At 59.4% G+C, this 20,677-nt stretch carries 15 protein-coding genes and 2 pseudogenes; 5 read left to right on the forward strand and 12 right to left on the reverse strand.

Annotated features, from left to right (window positions below; all coding sequences use genetic code 11):
• The first annotated feature begins 84 nt into the window (after positions 1–84).
• The 5 genes and pseudogenes from GDA65_19535 (at position 85) to GDA65_19555 (ending at position 3,139) form a co-directional block, all read left to right on the forward strand.
• Entirely contained in the window at positions 85–324 is a 240-nt protein-coding gene (locus GDA65_19535; GenBank protein MBA5864879.1) for a DUF2188 domain-containing protein, read from the forward strand.
• Positions 325–360: 36 nt separating this feature from the next.
• On the forward strand, positions 361–639 hold the full coding sequence (locus GDA65_19540; protein MBA5864880.1) for a hypothetical protein: 279 nt from the start codon (positions 361–363) through the stop codon (positions 637–639).
• Complete coding sequence (locus GDA65_19545) at positions 614–1,804, forward strand: ThiF family adenylyltransferase (protein ID MBA5864881.1); 1,191 nt, start codon at positions 614–616, stop codon at positions 1,802–1,804. Before GDA65_19540 ends, GDA65_19545 begins: the two co-directional genes overlap by 26 nt.
• Positions 1,801–2,103: pseudogene (locus GDA65_19550) on the forward strand (hypothetical protein). Before GDA65_19545 ends, GDA65_19550 begins: the two are co-directional and overlap by 4 nt.
• 583 nt (positions 2,104–2,686) lie before the next feature.
• Complete coding sequence (locus GDA65_19555) at positions 2,687–3,139, forward strand: hypothetical protein (GenBank protein MBA5864882.1); 453 nt, start codon at positions 2,687–2,689, stop codon at positions 3,137–3,139.
• Here GDA65_19555 and GDA65_19560 read toward each other — a convergent pair.
• The 12 genes and pseudogenes from GDA65_19560 to pilO all read right to left on the reverse strand — a co-directional run bounded on the left by GDA65_19560 (position 3,061) and on the right by pilO (position 20,671).
• Complete coding sequence (locus GDA65_19560) at positions 3,061–4,266, reverse strand: hypothetical protein (GenBank protein ID MBA5864883.1); 1,206 nt, start codon at positions 4,264–4,266, stop codon at positions 3,061–3,063. The genes GDA65_19555 and GDA65_19560 overlap by 79 nt on opposite strands.
• Complete coding sequence (locus GDA65_19565) at positions 4,254–4,721, reverse strand: hypothetical protein (protein MBA5864884.1); 468 nt, start codon at positions 4,719–4,721, stop codon at positions 4,254–4,256. Before GDA65_19565 ends, GDA65_19560 begins: the two co-directional genes overlap by 13 nt.
• 37 nt (positions 4,722–4,758) lie before the next feature.
• Complete coding sequence (locus GDA65_19570; protein MBA5864885.1) at positions 4,759–5,646, reverse strand: DUF2778 domain-containing protein; 888 nt, start codon at positions 5,644–5,646, stop codon at positions 4,759–4,761.
• A 12-nt stretch (positions 5,647–5,658) separates the two neighbouring features.
• The gene (locus tag GDA65_19575; protein ID MBA5864886.1) at positions 5,659–6,711 is read right to left on the reverse strand and encodes a hypothetical protein; all 1,053 of its coding nucleotides are present in this window, start codon (positions 6,709–6,711) and stop codon (positions 5,659–5,661) included.
• Entirely contained in the window at positions 6,611–6,949 is a 339-nt protein-coding gene (locus GDA65_19580; GenBank protein ID MBA5864887.1) for a DUF4288 domain-containing protein, read from the reverse strand. Before GDA65_19580 ends, GDA65_19575 begins: the two co-directional genes overlap by 101 nt.
• A 30-nt stretch (positions 6,950–6,979) precedes the next feature.
• Positions 6,980–8,146: a hypothetical protein gene (locus GDA65_19585; protein MBA5864888.1), complete on the reverse strand. Its 1,167-nt coding sequence runs from the start codon at positions 8,144–8,146 to the stop codon at positions 6,980–6,982.
• An 81-nt stretch (positions 8,147–8,227) separates the two neighbouring features.
• Positions 8,228–8,323, reverse strand: a pseudogene (locus GDA65_19590) (hypothetical protein).
• 30 nt (positions 8,324–8,353) lie between these two features.
• A complete protein-coding gene (locus GDA65_19595; protein MBA5864889.1) occupies positions 8,354–8,953 on the reverse strand; it encodes a hypothetical protein in 600 nt (199 codons plus the stop codon).
• 15 nt (positions 8,954–8,968) lie between these two features.
• Positions 8,969–9,544, reverse strand: a complete 576-nt coding sequence (locus GDA65_19600; protein MBA5864890.1) for a hypothetical protein — start codon at positions 9,542–9,544, stop codon at positions 8,969–8,971.
• Entirely contained in the window at positions 9,465–19,145 is a 9,681-nt protein-coding gene (locus tag GDA65_19605) for a hypothetical protein (GenBank protein MBA5864891.1), read from the reverse strand. Before GDA65_19605 ends, GDA65_19600 begins: the two co-directional genes overlap by 80 nt.
• 264 nt (positions 19,146–19,409) lie before the next feature.
• Positions 19,410–20,066, reverse strand: a complete 657-nt coding sequence (locus GDA65_19610; GenBank protein ID MBA5864892.1) for a hypothetical protein — start codon at positions 20,064–20,066, stop codon at positions 19,410–19,412.
• Positions 20,063–20,671, reverse strand: a complete 609-nt coding sequence (gene pilO, locus GDA65_19615; protein MBA5864893.1) for a type 4a pilus biogenesis protein PilO — start codon at positions 20,669–20,671, stop codon at positions 20,063–20,065. Before pilO ends, GDA65_19610 begins: the two co-directional genes overlap by 4 nt.
• Between the last annotated feature and the right edge of the window lie 6 nt (positions 20,672–20,677).

Genomic DNA, 20,677 nt, shown 5'->3' on the forward strand with positions numbered 1-20,677 from the left:
ACTTGACTAGCGAAAGTTGTATGTTATGATCAAGTTCTGAGTAGCGATACTTTCTGTTCTCCAATTAGAAAGGGAGGAAGTTTAATGAAGTCCCCAAAAGGTCCACAAACGCATCATGTCGTCCACAATCCGCGGGGCGGCTGGGATGTAAAGCGGGGTGGTAGCGAACGGGCTAGCAGCCACCACGACACGAAGCGCGAAGCCGTCGATCAGGCCCGAGAGATCAGCCGCAATCAGAGCACGGAACTGCGAATTCATAAGCTCAACGGTCGAATCGGCAGCAGTGACAGTCACGGCGGCGACCCAAACCCGCCACGCGGGTAAGATTTAACCAAAACTTCCAAGGATAGGAAATCGTAAATGACACAAGAAAACTTAAGCCACTCCCTAGAGGCTTTCAAACACCATAAGTCTTTCACGATCGTCGTTAATGGCCGCCGTCGCACCATCACGGAAGACAAGCTCACTTACATCGAAGCCGTGCATTTGGCCTACCCAGGCGAGCAACCCTCGGACACGGTCTCCTTCACGGTCACCTATTCAAATCCACATGGCAAGGACGGATCTTTGGTTGAAGGTCAAGAAACGAAGATTCACGAAGGGATGATTATCAATGTCCGCAAGACTGATCGCTCGTAGCTCAGACCTCAAGCGGCTGCAAGATGAGGGGTACGAGATCGAGGTCCGGAGTGGATTTCTTATCGTCCGTTCCGTTCCTTATGTCACATCCCGGAGAACGGTGGAGCGCGGGACCGTCGTCACAGACCTCGCACTGAATGACGACATCACACAGAAGCCAAAAGACCATCAAGTGTGGTTTGCAGGGGAGCAGCCCTGCCATGCCACTGGTGCGCCAATTACCGCGCTTGGCTCACAGCAGGCCAAGCAGACTCTGTACGACGGCGTGGTAGTGGACCTTCGCTTCTCAGCAAAGGCGGACTATCCCGACTACTATGCAAAGATTACGCAGTATGTTGAAATCCTATCCAATCCTGCGAAGTCCATTAAACCTGAGGAACCAGGTATAACAGCGCAGACCTTTCGGCCAATAGAGGCGTGCGAGGAAGATTCCATTTTTGTGTACACCGACTCTGCAACGAGCCGGGCGGGCATCGTACTCGCATCCGTTAAGCTCGCGATGAAGAAGATTGCCATTGTGGGTTTGGGGGGAACTGGCTCTTATGTGCTCGACCTTCTCGCCAAGACGCCTGTAACCGAAATCCATCTCTTCGACAATGACCAATTCATTCAGCACAACGCCTTCCGCTCACCTGGCGCAGCTTCAATGGATGACCTACGGCAGTATGTGTCCAAGGTTGAATATTACACAGCGCTCTACAGCCGTATGCGTCGCGGCGTGATCCCTCACCGCATGTTCATCAGTGATGAGACCATTGACCATCTTAAGAACTTCGATTTTGTTTTCGTATGCGTAGATCGTCCGGCCGCCCGTAAGCTCATTTCGAACTTTTTGACTTCGGAGAACACGCCATTCGTTGATGTGGGCATGGAGCTTGAGTTGATCGATGATCAGGCAAGCCTTGTAGGAGCATGTCGAGTCACACTAAGTACGCCAGGGAAACGCGATCATTTCCGCCGTCACGTCTCGCTTGAAGGATCCGTTGCCGATGATTTGTATGGCAGAAACATTCAGGTTGCCGATATGAACGCTTTGAACGCCGCGCTAGCCGTTTTAAAATGGAAGAAATTCTGCGGTTTCTATCAGGACTGTTATCAAGAACACCAATCCGTTTATGCAATCAATGCGCACCAGCTCACCCGGGACGAAACGGGCACGGTATGAGACAGCTGTTCCTCAGACCAGAGTTTGTGGAATTCATACCGGAGCGTCTAGAAGATGGGGTCCTCTATATTTCCCAGCAATATCACACAGCCATACATCGCTGCTGCTGTGGCTGCGGGGAGGAAGTTGTAACCCCTCTTACCCCGACGGACTGGTCCTTGCAAATCGTTCAGGGTACCGTAACACTCTACCCCTCTATCGGGAACTGGAGCAACTCCTGTCGGTCACACTACTGGATTCGCGATAGCCAAGTGGTGTGGACCGGATCGATGACCAAGCAACAGATCGAATACGGTCGTGCGTTGGACCAGCGCAATAGGGATGTGTTTTTCGCCGAGTTGAATCGCCAGAAGGAGTGTCGCACAGCAGCGTCGCCGTCACAGCGGATGGACCGGACGGACCGGCACTCCGGCTTGGTCAACGTGATACGGAACGCCTTCAAGAAATGGCTTGGCTGACACTACGTCCCCGTGAGGCGCAATATCTTGCAGTGTCTGGGGCCTCAGTTCTGCTGGCGAACTCAACAAATTGCTATTTGGCGACAGCCGCTCATCTCATCACGAGCATGAGTCGAGTGACTTGCTCCTGTCCTTCAGTGCTCCAGCGACGCAGCTCTCTCCGCTGATCATGATATTTCGATCACTGGCGGCGGAGATGAGACATAATTTATTTTTTAAGATGACCATCTATCGTATCGACCGAGCTCTGACCCAATCTCATGCCTCCACTGAAAAGGATCGCCGATCAGAACTAGAGTAGAATCGATAATTGCCATTCCTAGACAGTACCTTGCACACCCTCCCCGCAAAAACTGCGTTCACAATTCAGTTGCATGAGCCAACCTGGAACCCCGACCTGTAATAACCAACACAGGAGGTGCCCATGGATGACCAGCTCGAATACGAATCTGTTCCCGACCTGCCCGCGCACGAAGAAGTCCGGAGTATGGCCCGTGATCTTTACAACAACATGGCGACGAATCATGCCGAAACGTGGTGTCATATCCTCTACCGACTTATGATGCACACGCGTACCGGCGTGCTATTCCAGCTTGTGTGTGTCACATACGAGCTCATGTGGCAATTCCCATACAAGATATCGGAAGACGAGCTGTACCAGGAAGTGGACCTGGATAACGCCTACCTGTTGGGGCTTTCGAGCCACGACATGCCGCTAGAAAGCACCTTGACGTTGCATTCGATTCTAGAGGCAGCGGAACAAGAATTGGGGTCTGACCACATCGACATGCAGCCCGTTCATCGGGTAAGACGTGGATTGCGAGAACGGGCCAAGCTTCTGGCGAAAGGGATCGATATGGAGGATGTGGTGATATAAACGACGGGAGCCCGGGCGGCGAAGAGGCCGCCCCGCGGCGATTGGTAGTACAGCGTGCCATCCGCCACCGGTGTGGTCGTGGGCACCGTCGCCGAGGCTACCACCAACGGCGTGCCCAGGGGCGTCGTCGAAGCAAACGTCGCGCGGGCGGGAAACAACAGCCGGCTTTCGCGCACCTGGTTCGTGGCTTGGTCGCGCGTCATCAGATAGAGCGGGGCATTGCCGCCAATGCCCCCCGTATCGATCAGGTCCACCGCGAGCGTGCCAGTGGCCGCGGCGGCCGTGACATCGATCGGCGCGATCGGCTGTTCGAGGCCCGTCGAGTCAATCGGCTGGCCGATCGCCGGAGCCGGCATGCCGGAGACAAAGACAAAACCCACCGATACCTGGCCGTTCACCTTAATCCCATCATCCACCACCGGCCCTCGCAGGCCGTCAGGGGTGGAGGCCAGCACCGCCGTCTGCCCGCTGCCGAGACCCGGCACCATCGGCGTCCGGCTCAACGGTTCATCGATGCCAGGGCCGTGGGTGTACCGCGCCAGGAGCACGTTGTTCCCATCGTACTCCAGCAAAATGTCTTCGCCATCGTAGAGGTAGCGCTTCGTCTGCCCATTGGCCACTTTCTCAATTCTTCGCCCCAAGCCATCGTACCGGTACGTGGACGTCGTGACAGCCGTGGGATTGCCGGCGGCGAATTCCTGGACCTGCGTCAGACGGTTCTCCGCATCATACGTGTACTGAGTATAGTTCCCGGTAGCGAGCAGGGTCTTCTTGATCAGATTCCCGTTGTCGTCATACTGGTAGCCAAAGTTGCTATCCGCCGTCAGCTGATTCCCCGCATTCACGACACTCCCGCCCGTCGTTCGATTCCCCACCGCGTCATAGGCAAAGGCTTGCGGATCGAGCAGGAGCGGATGGCTGGCACTGATGAGTCGGTCCAGTTGGTCATACCCGAAGGTCTGCGGCCCTCGGCGGTCGGTCAGACTGGTCCGATTGCCCACCGAGTTGTAGACGTAGTCGGCCTTGTTGATGGACGTGCTGGTGGCCGTCAGCTGATGGATGGTCTTCGCACCTGATTGGCTGGATTGTAGGCGAACATGGTACAGAAAACCGTCTATAGATGCCATCCAAAGAAAATCTGAAGATAGCTTCTGCGATTGGGGAGATTACCCGCGGCTATTGATTGGGAGAGCTCGCGGATACAACTAATGGAACTGTCGACGTTGTCTTTTGCGAACGCACGACCAGCGCTAGTATCGAGTATGGCGATGGCTTCCAGAGCATCACAGCGAAAATGGTCCATTTCTGAAACGTCTTCCAGAATGCTTTCTAACACTGGAACTGCCGATGTGTCATCTAGATGCCCAAGAGCAGCAATGGCGTAACGACGTTGTAGCATGTCCTTATCTCTAATCTTCTCTAGAAGTAGCGGAACGATTTTCTTACCACCCAGGATAAGAGAGTCGACTAATTCTCCCTCGGCCAATTCTCCCGAGTAAAAATTGTTCAGGGCCTCTTCAGGAGAGGAAGGAAGCTGCCAGTACACATAGAGCGCAATTATCAGGAATATAGTCACGCCCACAATTGCCCATCTCTGAAAACATTGCATAGTCGTCACGCTAGAATACGGTCAAGGGAACACTGTGATTGGGGTCGCTTAAGAGATCGAACAGCAGCTTATCAGTGAGACCATTACCCATAATCCCTCCGCCGATATCAATACACCCCGCTGAACCTGGCCGACTTCCACCGTGCAAGAAAAAGCCACCACGAGGCGATATGGTTGTTCCTTTATCGGGCATGATTGGCACACGCCAATCACCCCAATCACGGAATCCTGGCCCCCTAAAATGCCGCTTTAGGTCACCGAAGAGATCGGGATTGGAAAGATCGTTTGTATCTATCGTGTAATCACCTGGTGGGATCGGTCCCTCACCTTGTCTTTGCGAACATCGCGGATTATTCATACAGCTCCCAGAGCCCGATGTGGCTGACATGTCATATGGAGTCTTTCCCTGCTGCTCGGGATCAACGTGCAGGCGCTTATTCTTTACGTCATACGTGAGCTTCGTAAGTCCTGACGGATCTATGAAGTCCATCGGGGCGTTCTGAGAGTAGCGATATAAATTCAGGTCACCCCCTAGAAGCCCGATCGGATCCTTCTGCAAAAACCTCCCCGTCGCGGCGTCATAATACCGTGCTCGGTAGTAGTAGAGCCCAGTCTCTTGATCCAACTCCCGTCCCGTATACGTATACGGCTGCTCCACCGTGCCCGGCGATTCCAGGATACTGCCGTAGGCATCGTACGCATACGCCTTGGCCACCGCGCCGTTGCTATCGGTCAGTTCCGTTACTGTGCCGAGGCCGTCCTGGTGGTAGAACAAGGTGCTTCCGGCCACTGCGCTACTGACCGGAACCGTCGTCGAGGCGATCACCGTGGGCAGACCGGGCTGAGCCGTGGAGGTGGCGGTCAGACGCGCGGGAAAGAGGAGCTGGCTGTCCAGCACCCGCCCCGTCGCCTACTCGCGCAACACGAGATAGAGCGGCGCATTCCCGCTGAGGGTCGCCGTATCGACCAGCGACACCGTCAGGGTCCCGCTAGTGGCCGCCGCCGTCACGTCGATCGGCGCCACCGGCAGATGGGAGCTGGTGCTGTCGATCGGTGGGCCCACGGGAGGCATGAAGCTGGAGCCGGTAATAAAACCCAGGTAGATCTGCCCGTTGACGACAATCGTATCGTCCACCAGCGGGCCCCGGAGACCATCGGCGGTCGAGGCCAACAGGGCGGTCACGCCGCCGCTCACCCCGGACGTCACCACGGTCCGGCTCAAAGGTTCATCGATCCCGGGCCCGTGGGTGTAAGTGGCGTGCACGACATTGCTGCCGTCGTACTCCAGCAGAATATCTTCCCCATCATAGATGTAGCGTGTGGTCTGCCCGTTGGCGACCTTCTCGATTCGACGCCCTAAGCCATCGTAGCGATAGGTGCTGGTCGTGACAGCCGTGGGATTCCCCGCGGCAAACTCCTCGACAGTGATGAGCCGATTTTCCGCATCATACGTGTAACTCGTGAAATTGCCCGTCGCGAGCAGGGTCTTACGGGTCAGATTGCCATTGTCGTCGTACTGGTAGCCAAAGTTCGCATCGGCGGTCAGTTGATTGCCTGGGTTCACGACACTCCCGCCCGTCGTCCGATTCCCGACCGCGTCGTAGGCGAAGGCTTGTGGATCGAGTAAGAGCGGATGACTCGCACTGGTGAGCCGATCCAGGGTGTCATAGCCGAACGCCTGCACTCCGCGTCGATCCGTCAGACTCGTTCGGTTGCCCACATTGTTATAGACATAGTCGGCCTTATTGATCTGGCTACTGGTCGCGGTGAGCTGATGCAGGATGTTCGTGACCTGTGAGGCGGGATCGTAGCTGTAGGTCGTGACTTCGTTAAGATCCAGCTCCATTAGGTTTGAGATCATGCTACTCGTCGTCAAATGGCGTGAGAAGACTTTGTATTTCGGAATCGCGAAGATACCTCGAGAACAGCTCAGTTCCGTGACCGATCCTGTCATCTTCGACAAGAAAGACTCTCTCAATTCGATCAAAGGTCCATCTCAGTTTTTCTTTTGCCTCCCCTGTACTCCTACTTCGCACCTCGTATTCATGGTCACCTCTCCTGCCAATGATTGTACCTTCACGCTCGGCATCCTCTGGCGAAGGAGCTTCAATCAATATTAGCCGCTCTTCCCACAGAGTAGGACTGTTAGATTGAGAGCTACAATTAGCTCTAAATAGAAGGCTGACTGTGTACCAACTCATTTTCCGTTCCTGTTCATAACTTCGTTCGTTTTACTTTTTGAACCGCAGGTCAGATAATAGTTTCTTAGCAGTTCGCGCGGATTCATCCCCCTTCTTTGCAAGTTCGAATATTTCCTCGAGAGTCTTCTGGCGGAGTTGCTCCGGGAACTCTCGATTAATACTGCCTTTACACTCCTTGGCAATTATGTCTGTGGCCCTACTCCTCAACCTGTCTATTGCAGACTTCGCAGCTTGATTTCCGGTTGCTTCGAGTAGGGCCTCAAGCTCACCAACATCTCCTCTCGCAGCCGCCCGTTTAATTGCCTCGCTAACCGTATCTATCAATCCAAATGGGTCAATCCGATTCGGCACACTGCTGCCGACATAGCTGTACAGGTTCAGGCTACCGCCCCCAAATCCGATCGGATCCTTCTGCAAGAACCTCCCCGTCGCCGCGTCATAGTACCGCGCTCTGTAATAGTACAGGCCGCTCTCGCTGTCGAACTCCCGCCCTGTATACGTATACGGCTGCTCCACCGTACCGGGCGATTCCAGGAGATTGCCGTAGGCATCATAGGCATAGGCCTTGGCAACGTTACCGTTGGTATCCGTCAGTTCCGTCACCGTGCCGAGGCCGTCCTGATGATAGTACAGCGTGCTGCCGGCTACTGCGCTACTGACCGGGACCGTCGTCGAGGCGATCACCGTGGGGAGACCGGGCTGAGCCGTGGAGGTGGCGGTCAGACGCGCGGGAAAGAGGAGCTGGCTGTCCAGCACCCGGCCCGTCGCCTGCTCGCGCAGCACGAGATAGAGTGGCGCGTTCCCACTGAGGGTCGCGGTATCGACCAGCGACACCGTCAGGGTCCCGCTAGTGGCCGCCGCCGTCACGTCGATCGGCGCCACCGGCAAATGGGAGCTGGTGCTGTCGATCGGTGGGCCCACGGGAGGCATGAAGCTGGAGCCGGTGATAAAACCCAGGTAGATCTGCCCGTTGACGACAATCGTATCGTCCACCAGCGGACCCCGGAGACCATCGGCGGTCGAAGCCAACAGAGCGGTCACGCCGCCGCTCACCCCGGACGTCACCACGGTCCGGCTCAAAGGTTCATCGATCCCGGGCCCGTGGGTGTAAGTGGCGTGCACGACATTGCTGCCGTCATATTCCAGCAGGAAATCTTCGCCATCGTAGATGTAGCGCGTGGTCTGGCCGTTGGCCACCTTCTCAATCCGACGACCTAAGCCATCGTAGCGGTAACTGCTGGTCGTGATGGCGGTCGGATTCCCGGCCGCAAACTCCTCGACTGTGATAAGCCGATTTTCCGCATCATAGCTATACTGCGTGTAGTTCCCAGTGGCCAGCAGGGTCTTCCGGGTGAGATTCCCATTGTCGTCATACTGATAGCCAAAGTTCGCATCGGCGGTCGGTTAATTGCCTGGGTTGACCACACTCCCACCCGTCGTCCGGTTGCCGACCGCATCATAGGTAAAGGCTTGCGGATCGAGCAGCAGCGGATGGCTGGCGCTGGTGAGGCGATCCAAGGTGTCATAGCCGAACGCCTGACTGCCACGTCGGTCCGTGAGAGATGTTCTGTTCCCCATCGCATTGTAACCATACTCGGCCTTGTTGATCAGTTGGCTGAGCGCTGACAGCTGATGGCTGACCGCTGAGAGCTGACTGGCCGCATCATAGCTGTACGTTGTCTGGATGCCATTGGGCAGCGTGAGGCACGTCCGCCGGGAGAGCGCATCGTACCTCCACGAGGCGTTCGGTTGCTCGTGCAGGCGCGGCGTCTGCAACTCCGCCGGCGTCCAGGCCCGGTCGGCAAACGTGATCTCATCCAACTGCCCGGTGAACGGACTGGTGCCGCACCGGCCCGTGCCAATCCGCAGGCCGCCGGCCTGGAGGCCAGGATATTGAGCCGGAGACACGTGGCAGACATCGTGCTCAACCAGGTTGACATTGTCAAAGGTAGGTGTACCGCTCAAAAACGTGACGAAAGAATTAATCAGCTGGATTTTGAGCAGGCATCAATGTGCGGGTTAATATGGTTTCCCAGCTTTCCAAGTGTACACAATGTCCTCACACTGAATAAGCCATCGTGCACGGGTGAATTTGATTTCGTGAATGACTCGCCCATTTTCCGATAAACGGATTTCATCAATTAACCAGTCGCCATGAGGCCGATGAATTTTAGGCCACGACTCATCTGAGGTACCCGACATCTCGTATTCGAACACTCCTTTGTATCGAAGCTCGATGAAGCCATCATGGAATGCGCCAAGTAGCCTCACCATGATCTCTAATCCACGATCATCCTTCGTTTCTCCATCCGCGGGTTCAAAGATCGTAATTGTCTCTACCCAACTGTCATGTGGGCACTTAGGATTCGTGAAGTCATAATGCCAGTCAGCTTCTGCAAAATCTCGAGCGTTCGATGGGAGCTGGTCTTTAATCGTATCCAAATAGGCCGGATATCTCTCATCACTCATATCGTAGCCACGGCCGGTCCAATTGCACTGGATATATTTCATCAGATTAGTAGGCCTCGTCACATCCAAATGGGCATACAAACGATTCTGAAGCAGCTTCAGTGGCCTCTGAAACGCTGCTTCCATCTGCCAACGCTGCTCCCGCCCCAATCGCCGCCCCGGCGATACCGCAAACTGGGCAGCCTTTGCCTACATGATTGCGCCAGTTGTTTCCCTTAATGTCTGCGCGCCCCTTCGGAGGAAACTTGCCCCGTGCTCGCAATTCCTCTAACGCTACCCCTTTGAGGGCAGTTTCCAATTCGGCAGGAATTGCTGTTGGTATACCTTTACCGTGTTTATTAATCCAGCCCTCTGGACCATAGATTCCAATTTCTTGACCACGGCCATCACACACATGGATTTCAAATGATGATTCCCCCTTATGATTAAATGGATCCACTCGGGCACCATATCCTCCAGGCAAGTTATAGTCTGGATAGTTAGGATGCCTTGGCGATCGAGGCTTAAGGCCCAATGCATCAGTAAAAAGCACGGGGCGACCGCCCACATATGTATACAAGTTGGCGTCTCCACCTAAAAATGAAATCGGGTCCTTCTGCAAGAACCTTCCGGTCGGCGCGTCGTAATATCTCACCCGGTAATAATAGAGCCCTGACTCTGCATCGAACTCCCTCCCCGTATAGGCATACGGCTGCTCCACCGTGCCCGGCGATTCCAGAAGATTGCCATACGCGTCGTACGCATAGGCCTTGACCACGCTCCCGTTGGTATCCGTCAGTTCCGTCACCGTGCCGAGGCCGTCCTGATGGTAGTACAGCGTGCTGCCGGCCACTGCGCTACTGACCGGGACCGTCGTCGAGGCGATCACCGTGGGCAGACCGGGCTGAGCCGTCGAGGTGGCGGTCAGACGGGCGGGAAAGAGGAGCTGGCTGTCCAGCACCCGTCCGGTCGCCTGCTCACGGAGGACCAAATAGACCGGCGCATTGCCGCTGAGGGTTGCCGTATCGACCAGCGACACCGTCAGGGTCCCGCTATTGGCCGCCGCCGTCACGTCGATCGGCGCGACGGGCAGATGCGAGCTGGTGCTATCGATCGGTTGGCCCACGGGGGGCAGAAAGCTCGTGCCGGTGATAAAACCCAGGTAGATCTGCCCGTTGACGACAATCGTATCGTCCACCAGCGGACCCCGGAGGCCATCGGCTGTCGAAGCCAACAGGGCGGTCACGCCGCTGCTCACCCCGGCGGTGATCACCGTCCGGCTCAAGGGTTCATCGATCCCAGGCCCGTGGGTGTAGGTGACTTGCAGGACATTGCTGCCGTCATACTCCAGCAAGATGTCTTCGCCGTCGTAGATGTAGCGCTTGGTCTGCCCGTTGGCGACTTTTTCGATCCGTCGCCCTAAGCCATCATAACGATAGCTGCTGGTCGTGACGGCGGTCGGGTTCCCGGCCGCAAACTCCTCGACTGTGATAAGCCGATTTTCCACATCATACGTGTACTGGGTGTAGTTGCCGGTGGTAAGCAGAGTCTTGCGGGTGAGATTCCCGTTGTCGTCGTACTGGTAGCCAAAGTTCGCATCGGCGGTCAGCTGATTGCCTGGGTTGACCACACTCCCACCGGTCGTTCGATTGCCCACCGCATCATAGGCAAAGGCTTGTGGATCCAGCAGCAGCGGATGGCTGGCGCTGGTCAGCCGATCCAGTTGGTCATACCCGAAGGTCTGCGGCCCTCGGCGGTCCGTCAGACTGGTCCGATTGCCGACAGGGTTGTAGACGTAGTCCGCTTTGTTGATCGGCGTACTGGTGGCCGTGAGCTGATGCAGGATGGTGGTGACTTGGCTCGCCGGATCGTAGCTATACGTCGTCTGGATGCCGTTGGGGAGCGTGAGGCTCGTCCGCCGGGAGAGCGCATCGTAACTCCAGGACGCATTCGGCTGCTCGTGCAGGCGCGGCGTCTGGAGCTCCGCCGGCGTCCAGACCCGGTCGGCAAACGTGATCTCATCCAACTGCCCGGTAAATGGGCTGGTGCCGCACCCGCCGGTGCCGATCCGCAGGCCGCCGGCCGGGAGGCTCGTCAAGACCGGCGGCCCGTTAATAAAGTTCCAAAAGCCTTCCAGCTGGCCGTCGCGGTAGAGCCGGAGTTCGGTGCCATTGCGGACCACGCCGAGCCGATGCCACTGCCCATCATTGACCCGCTGGGTGGTCGCCACACCGGCGCTCACCAACGTCGTTCCCGCCCCCGCGTCCGGTCCGACCACGGTAAAGCTGGCCGTGCCATTCGGTTGCAGCTGCAGCTCCCATGAGGCCGCGTTGGCCGTGGACGTGACGGTACAGGTCAGCCGATCGCTCATGATGGTCTCGCGCCGGGTCGAGGTGGTCTTGATCAACAGGTCGATCGTGGCTTGGAACCCCATGCGGCCGACGGTGCCAGTGACGCCGATCTCATCGTCCAGGCCGTCGAAACGGAAAGCCTGCCCGACCATGCCGGTGGCGAAACTCACGCCATTGCGCAAGAGACCTGGATTCGTCCCCTGCTCGTCCGCTCCGCTCCCTTCGCCCTTCCACCAGGAGACCAGATTGGTCGCGGGCGGCGCCACGGTAGCGCCGGCGCCCAGCGACGCCAGCCGATTCAGGCCATCATAATGGTAACTGGTCGTCCGCGTCCCTTCGGTCAAGCGGACCCGGTTGCCGTTCGGGTCATAGCCATAGCCGAGGGAGACCGTCGGTTGATTGGGCGAACCGGCGGTCGTGACGTTGAGCAACCGATTGGCTCCGTCGTAGGTCATAGTCAGCACGCTATCGGGATCCGCCACGGTGGTCACGTTGCCGGCGAGATCATAGAGGTAACTCGTCACCTGGCTCCCCGGCAAGGTCTTGCTGAGGAGCTGATTGACGGCATCATAGGCAAAGCTGATGGTCTCGTTCTTGGGCGTGATTCTCGTGAGCAGATTATCGTTGCCGTCATAGGTGTAGCGCTCGATCTTGCCGAGGGGATCGGTGGTGCTGAGCAGCCGGTTCCGGCCGTCATAGGCAAAGGTCGTCACCTGATTTTTGGCGTCGGCGACGGTCAGGAGATTGCCGTTCCCGTCGTAGGCATAGGCCGTGATACCCGTATTGGGATCGGTCACCTGCGTGAGCCGGTTCTTCACGTCATAGACGAACGTGGTGGTCCGATTCAGGGCGTCGGTGCTGGTCGCGACGTTGCCGGCTGCATCATAGGTCAACGTAGTCGTGTGATTCAGCGGATCAGTCGTGGTCAACAATCGGCCCAGGGGGTCATAGGTAAACGTGGTGGTCTGATTGAGGGCATCCTTGGTGGTGAGGAGCAAGCCCTGCGGATTGTAGGTGAACGTCGTGACCTGATTCAGCGCGTCGGTAATCGTCAGCGGGTTGCCCTTGGCATCATACGCAATCTGCGTGAGATTGCCTTTGGGATCGCGGATGCTGGTCACCTGATTGAAGGTCGGCTCATAGGTGAACGTGGTCGTCGCGGCAATGGCCTGCTCGGTGCTGGCCAGTAGATTCCCTGTGGCGTCGTAGGTCATGGTCGTGACGGCGCCATTGGGCCTGGTAATCTGGGTCGGATTGCCTTGGGCATCACGCGTGATGGTCGTCACGCGGTTCAACGCGTCGGTTTGCTTGGTGATGCGCCCGAGCGCATCCATTTCAAAGGCCGTGGTCTGATTCTTCGCATCAGTGAACGTCCCGCGATTCGCGAGATTCACGCTGAGAACCGCCGGACTCGCAGCCGTACCCTGCCCCGCGGCCAGATTCGGCAGGGCGATAGTTTGGCTCGGTGTGATCCCGTGGGTATCTCCACCAGGCAAGGTGGCTCGTGTGAACCGTCCCGCGAAATCGTACGCGTAGTGGGAGACCTGATTGCGCGCATCCGTCCGTTTGACCAGCCGATGTTGCGCATCGTACTCGAACGTCACGGTGGTCGTGTCGGCATGGCGAATCTGCTGCAGATTTCCCGCGCCATCATAGGTCAATTGGGTCACACGGTTGGTGGGATCGGTGATGCTCTGCACGCGGCCGCCGCCGTAGGCGAACGTCGTCACCTGCCCGGTCGGATCGGTGACGGTCAGTAGGCGACCATTGCTGTCGTAGGCATAGGTCGTCTGGTTCCCGTTGCGGTCGCTCACGCTGGTCTGCAGCCCCTGCGCCGAAAATTGATACGCCGTGCCAGTCTTCAGCCGCCGCGTGTATGTGCCATCGGCATTCCGTGTCATCACCGCAACCTCGTCCGGTGGCCCTTGATAGGTCACCACCGTCGCTGCGGCAGGGAGTGTCGGCTTGTACCCAGGGCCCCCAGCCAGATACGCCATCGTATTCAGAAAGAACTTCCGATTCCCTCCCGTCGCATAGGCGGTGGACACAATCTCGTCGTCACCTACCAATACGGCGCGCCCAGCGCCGGTGAAAATGGTGTTCGGCGAATACAGCAGGATATTGGGGCCGACATCGTTCCGGGCGATGGCCGTCGCCGAGCCGATGGTGGCATAGCTGCCGTTTGCGCCAGTCACGAGCGGGCCGGCCACTGTGCCGAACGGGCCGTTCGCCAATGCCGAATTGAGCCCTTCCACGGTGAAATCCGCCGTGACATCCGTGAGGAAGGATCCCGACACCGTCCCCAACAGCATGGGACGAGTGGCAGTGGCGTTCCGGATCTCCAACACCGCACCGCCCTCGCGCACGAACTGCTCCAACACCTGGACCTCGGTGGTGGTGAGTTCTGTGGCGAGAAGATTCACGACAAACACATCCACCCCCGCAAGGGCTGGGAGGGTCAGCGTCGGGATCCCCGTCCGCAGGGTCACCGGGCGACGCACCGTGCCCAGCGCACCGAAATTTGTCGGCGTGACCACATCCGCGCGGGCGGCTGCATGGAGATCTCCGGCCACAAAGCTGGCATTGAGGCCGCTCACGGTGGCGCTGCGGGTTGAGTCGAAACTCTCGATGATGATCGGTCGCCCGGCTGTGCCGTACCAGAGAGTGCTGCCGCTTCCCTTGGCCAACACCAGCGACCCGTCTGCTTGTGGATAGAGTCGATCGAGTGCGGTGAGCGTCCACCCTGCGCCGTAAACACTCGCCTGTTCATTACGAACCACGATTGGCTTGCGCGTGAGGCTTCCAATACTGGATTGCGCATAGTTGGAGAACAGGGTGAGTTCGTAGGGATAGACGCCTGTTGCGAGCGTGCTGGCGTCAAACTGTGTGGCCAAGCGAGAGACCGAGTCCACACTTTGCGGCAAAGCATGGCTGTCCCAATAACGCTCTTGCCCCAATTGCACGCCACCGATCGATAGACGGGCTGACAGCGTATTGGGAACAAACGTCCTGAGGGTCAAGGCGGCGTTGATCGGAAGAATACGCTGCACATCGGCATTGGTCGACCGATAATGCAACGCGAAACTTCGATCCGCGCCGAGGGTGCGGATGCCTGGAATGGGTTCGTCCTGCTCCATCGCGCCGGCCCTCAGATCGGCCTCCGCACCCGCCTTGCACGTCGCGCATTCCCCGTCCTTAGACGGGACCTCCGGCTCTTGGGTCTTCGCCTCCGGAGCCAGGGCAAAATGCCACGCCGTCTTGCGCACACCTCCATCGATGGTTTCTAGGCGCTGTCCATCGGCACTGACCCGCATGCGGCCCACGACCAGAAAAGTCCCGGTGTCGGGATACAGTGACCAGAGATCCAATTCTTTGCCGGGGCTCATGTTATCCGTGTTTGGAAACGTGATGGCCACCGGTGGATCCAAGACGATACCGGCGGGTTGGATCGTCACCGAGAGGCCCGGCCGCAATTCGACAGGGCGCGATTCGGGACGCCCGTATTCCGGGACCGGGCTGATCGTGAGCTGGCCGGTATAGGGACTGCCATCGGCATTCTTCGCCCGGCCCGGCGGAATCACCACGCTGACACGGGCCGTCGCACTCGTGAGCGTGGTCGTGGCCACCGGGTTCACGGTGACCGCCGTCGCCAGATCCAGCGGCGGCGTGGTAACCGGGCTCGGCAGCACGTTCGCCGTATTGGCGAGCAGATCCACCGGCGCCACGAGATTCGCATAGCCGGCTGGGAGTCCGGTGACGACGAGGAGTTGACGCCCCGCCGGATGGCCGGCAAAAGCCAAGGTGAATTCGCCCGCCGTATTCGTCGTGGTCGTCGTCGGAATGTCCCGAAGTGACACAGCCACGCCGACGACAGGATGGCCGGAACTGTCATCCACTCGGCCAGACAAGCTGGTCGGCGCGCCGGGAACGGCCCCCGTCACCGTGAGGGCAATGGTTTCGGACGAGGAGACCGATCCGTCGGAGGCCACAAAGACGAGGTTGAACGTGCCGACCTGCGTCGCATCGGGCGTGAAGCTGAAGACACCCGTCTGGCTGTTGAACGCCATATGGGCCGGCAAGGGTAGCGGCTGCGCCGGCGGCGCCTGTTGGATGCCATAGGTCACAGGCTGTCCGTTGGGATCGACTCCGGACACCGTAAAGGCCAGCGTGCTGCCTAACGGCAGGGTCTTGTTGCCGATGGGCGCGAGCACGGGCGCACTATTGAGGAGCGTGAACGGCAGTGGACTCGTCGCGGTGCCAAGCGGCGTCGTGACCGTCACCGGTCCTGTGAGCGCTCCGGCGGGCACGGCGGTGGTGAGCGAGGTCCCGGTGGTGTTCACGGCCAGCACCGTGGCGATGATGCCACCGAACCGGACCTGATTGTTGACCGCCACCGTGTTGAAACTGGTGCCTGTCAGCGTCACCACCGATCCGACCACACCACTGGCAGGGCTCACGCTGGTGATCACGGGGAGGCCGGCCGTGATCGTGAGCGTGCTGCTGGCCGATTGTCGCACCGGCGCGGAAGCCGTGAGAATCACCGAGCCGATTCCAGTCGCCGTGACTTGTACCGGCGTGGGCGAAGTGGTTTGTCCAGCCGAGATCACCACGGAGACAGGGCTCAGGAGCGCCGTGCCGCTGCCGGACAGCGCCAACGTGACCGTGAGGGCCGAGGTGGGAGCCACGGCAGTTCCAACCGTAAACAGCGCGCTCTGGCCGACCGTCAACGACGTCGTGAGTGGCGTCACCACCAATGCCGGCGCGGGCTGCACCGTGAGGGTCGTCTCCCCGGTCACCGGGCCGACCGAGGTGGTGACGGTGGCCCTGATCGTGGTGGTGCCGACGGTCAGTGCCGTGGCCAGGCCGCTGCTGCCGATGGAGGCGACTGACTGATTGGTCGACGTCCAGGCGATGTCATTCGCCAGCGGCTGGCTGCTGCCGTCAGTGAACAAGCCGGTGGCCGTGAATGAGACCGATTCCCCGACAAAGGCCGTCAGCGAAGAGGGATCGAGCGTGAGCGACTCCACTTCCGGCGCCGTGACGACCACCTGGGCGGTGGCGCTGGTGCTATTGAACGAGGCCGTGATGGTGGCCTGGCCTTCGGTCTGGGTGGTGACCGGGAATGACGCCGTCAATTGCCCGGCGGCGACCGTGACACTCGGTGGGACCGTCACGACCGAGGTCGCACTGTTCTGGAGCGTGATAACGGTCGGATCCGTTGGGGCTCGATTGATCGTGACCTGCAGGACACCCGTGCGGCCCTTGGCCAGGGTCAAGGGAGCGGTGACCGGCGGGATCGGCCCAAGCGCTGTGACGACCGGCGGAGGTGGGACAATAGTCACGGTGGCCGTCGCCGTCCCATTCAAGGTCGCGGTGACAGTCGCCGTCCCGATGGTCAGGCCACTGACCGAAACCGGCGCCGTCGTGAGCCCGGCCGGCACGGTCACGCTGACCGGCACATCCACAACCGTCGCGTTGTTGGTCGTGATCGGGACAATTGTATCCGTCGCTTGCGCGGCATTGAGGGTGACGGTGAGCGTGCCGGTGGCCCCCTGCACCATGGCCAGCGGACTCGGCGTGAGCGCGAGGACTTGCGGCGGCTGCGGCGTTACCGTCACGGTCGCCTGCTTACTGATGGCGCCCAGGGTCGCCGTTACCTGCGCGGTACCCGTGGCCAGGGCCGTGACTGTGAAGATGGCCTGCGTCTGGTTGGGCGGCACGGTCACCGTCTGCGTCGCGGGCATCTGGAGCACGGTCGGCTGATCCACGGAGAGCGCGAGATCCGTCGGGCTACTTTGGGCCGCATTCAAGGTAACGGTCAACGTGCCGATGGCTCCGACCACCAGGGACTGACTCGCCGGCTGGAAATCGATGAGCGCGACGATTGGCGGCACGACATCGATAGCGGCTTCCGCCAGTGAACTGCCGAGCGTCGCCCGGACCATCGCCGTGCCTAACGTAACAGATGTGACCGTGAACGACGCCATCGTTTGCCCGGCCGGGACAATCACGGTCGGCGGCAGGGTGACCACCCCACTGGGCGTGGTCGTGAGGGTCACGGTCGTCGGGCCGACTTGGGCCGCTGAGATCGTCACCGTCAAGGACGTCGTGGCCCCGAGCGTGAGCTGGCTCGCCGGAGGCGTGAGCGAGACTACGGTGGGCAAGGCTGGGGTGACGGTCACATGGCTGGTCGCACTGGTCCCATTGAGCGTCGCGGTGATGTCCGCTTGCCCCACCGTGTTCGCCGCCACGGTGAAGGAAGCACTCACCTGACCAGCCGGCACTGTGACGGTCGCCGGGACCGCCGCGATACTGCCGGCGGAACTGCTGAGGGCGACGACCGTATTCGTCGCTTGGGTGGCATTGAGCGAGACGGTCACCTGCCCACTCCCGCCTTGGGTGATGCTGAGGGCGGAGGGTGTCAGGCTACTGATGGTGGCGGTCCCACCCACCACCCGGACGGTGCTGGTGATGGTCTTGCCATTGAGAGTGACCTTGATCTGGGTTGTGCCGGCGCTCACCCCCGTGACCGGAATGGAGACAAAGCCTTGTCCGATGCCGACCGCGACGCTACTCGGAACCGTGGCCACATTGGGGGCGGTACTGACCACCGACAGGGTCGTTGCCTGGAGCGGGACCGGGAACAACAGGGCCAGCAATGAGCTGGTTGAGCCGGACTGGATGGTTTTCGGATTCGGGAGCAGCACGACCGGCTGCGGCGGCGGCAGGGCAATCGTGACGCCGAGACGGCTTGCCCGAGTGAGGGCGTCGAAATAGGCACGGACCCCCGTCACGTTGGCCTTGGTGCCACAGGCCGTATTGCTGGCCGTGGTCCCCATGCGGGTGGAGACGCGAACCGCGAGGGTTTGGGTCACCGTATCCAGTGGGGTCGTCGGGATACTGCCCAGGGCCACGCTGATGTCTTGGGCCGTAGTGGCGGAGGCTGTCAGGGTACTCACGCAGCGCGTGAGCCCGGAACTCAGGACTTGGCCATTGACCAGCGCCTCAACCAGGACATCGACCTTGCCGCCGACGTCCCCGCTACTCTTGAAGCCCAGCCAGAGATGCGCCGTCGTCAGCGCCGTCAGCGTCGCTTTGCCATTGATCCCGGCGGGCGGGGTCCACGAACCCAGGGTCACCCAGGGATTGCCGCCACTGAACGCGAGACCGGCCGAGTCCTTGGTCTTGGCCGTAAGACTGAGCGGTGGAATCAGATCCGTGGTCAGGGTCGGGGGATTGGCGGTCCCGCCGCTACCATGGAGATACGCATCCAGCGTGATCGTCGAGGATTGTGCGAAGGCTGAGGAGACGGAGAGCAGGATGGCACCCAGAAGGGCCACTCCCCCCGCCCCGATGAGGCGATTCAGCATGCCGGTTCGAACACGCGCGTGGGTCATCGACGATCCTTTGTGAGCGGTGAACAGCAGGGAGTATGGTGCATGCAGCACGCGAGGAACTGGCGTACGTAGCCTTAACTAGCACGGCATCTGGCTTCTGGCGAACAGATTCGTCTTTTCGGATAGCACAAAAATGGATCGAGACGAGAGGCCGTATGCGAGGTCAGCTCGGCCCTATTCGTGATAGGGCGTTCGGGGAGGAGGGAAGGCTACGTAGGACCGAGCGGGAGCATATCGCTCGTACGAGTGAAAGAGAGCGCCGAATTATGAGGGTTCTATTGGTGACTCGGTTTTCAGCTGGATCGTCGTTTCGACGTCAGATTGAGCCGCGAGAATTTTGACGGTCGTGGGAGTGATGGCGGCCACCTGAAACTGGCCGTCGAGGGTATCGCCCAGATGAATGATATAGATCTCCTGGCCCTTGCCGAGAAAGGCTTGTTGTTCACCCTGACCCGCCAGATACCCAAGATAGCGGTACTGCGCCATCACTTCACGCAGTTGCTGCCGGGCGCGCTCCCGCGCCAGTCGCGCGGCCTGTTCGGCCACTACTTCCGGAGAGGGCATCGGGGGCGCGGGTGGAACCACCGGCATCGCGACCACCGGCACCGGGAGCGGAGGTGGCACCGCTTTCTTGTTCATCGCCGCCCTGACGAGGCGCTTGTCCGATGTAGGTGTCTCAGCGGCTTCGAAAATGTTGCGCTTCGGCGTCGACGGCAAGTGCGCCGCCACCATCCGCATCGGACGTAGCTCCAAGGCATCGTCCGTGACGGTCGGTGTTGCCGCCTTCGTCACACGCTGTCCAGACGTATAGGTCAATGGCACCTCACCCAACTCCGGCAGACTGCTGACCTGCACTGCGGCTACCGTCACCCACAGTCCCATCAGCCCACCCAGCATCACGTTCTTGCCCGGAACTCTCATGACAGACTCCCCGTCGGTGGATTCGGCCGCAAGAACGTCGCGACCGTGACATGAAACACCACTGAAGACGACCCCCCCTTGTCACTTTTCGCCGTTCGGCTCGCGTTGAGGCTTTCGATGACCACATAGGAGTCAGCCGACTCCAGTCGGTGAATGAAGCGATAGACCGCCGCATAGTCGCCGGTCACGGAAAACGAGATCGACGCCTTGACCGGCAGGCCATCGGCGTGTGAGCGCTCGACCGCATACTGCATCCCAGGAATGCTCACGCGCTCGGTGCGTCCCAGTTCAGAAATGGCGAGCGCCAATGAGGCAAACTCCGTCTCGGTCGGAAGGCCCCGCCAGACCTCGTCGAGCTTCAGCTTGATCGCCCACATCTCTTCCTGAGTCTTGCGTGTGGCCTGCAGTGCAGCCTGCGCTCGCACGGCGGTGTGATAGGCCGCTTCGGCTTGAGCAAGATGCTCCTGCGCAGGGCTCAGTCTGTAGAAGCCACTCGTCGCGGCAAGGAGACCGGCCACTATCGTGACACCCATGAGCGGCACGCAGGACAGGAGCAACGACCGGCTACATACGGGCAACGGTTTCTGTCTGAACAGATTCGCCATGCGTTC

This window comes from Nitrospira sp. CR1.1, assembly GCA_014055465.1.
GTDB lineage: Bacteria > Nitrospirota > Nitrospiria > Nitrospirales > Nitrospiraceae > Nitrospira_A.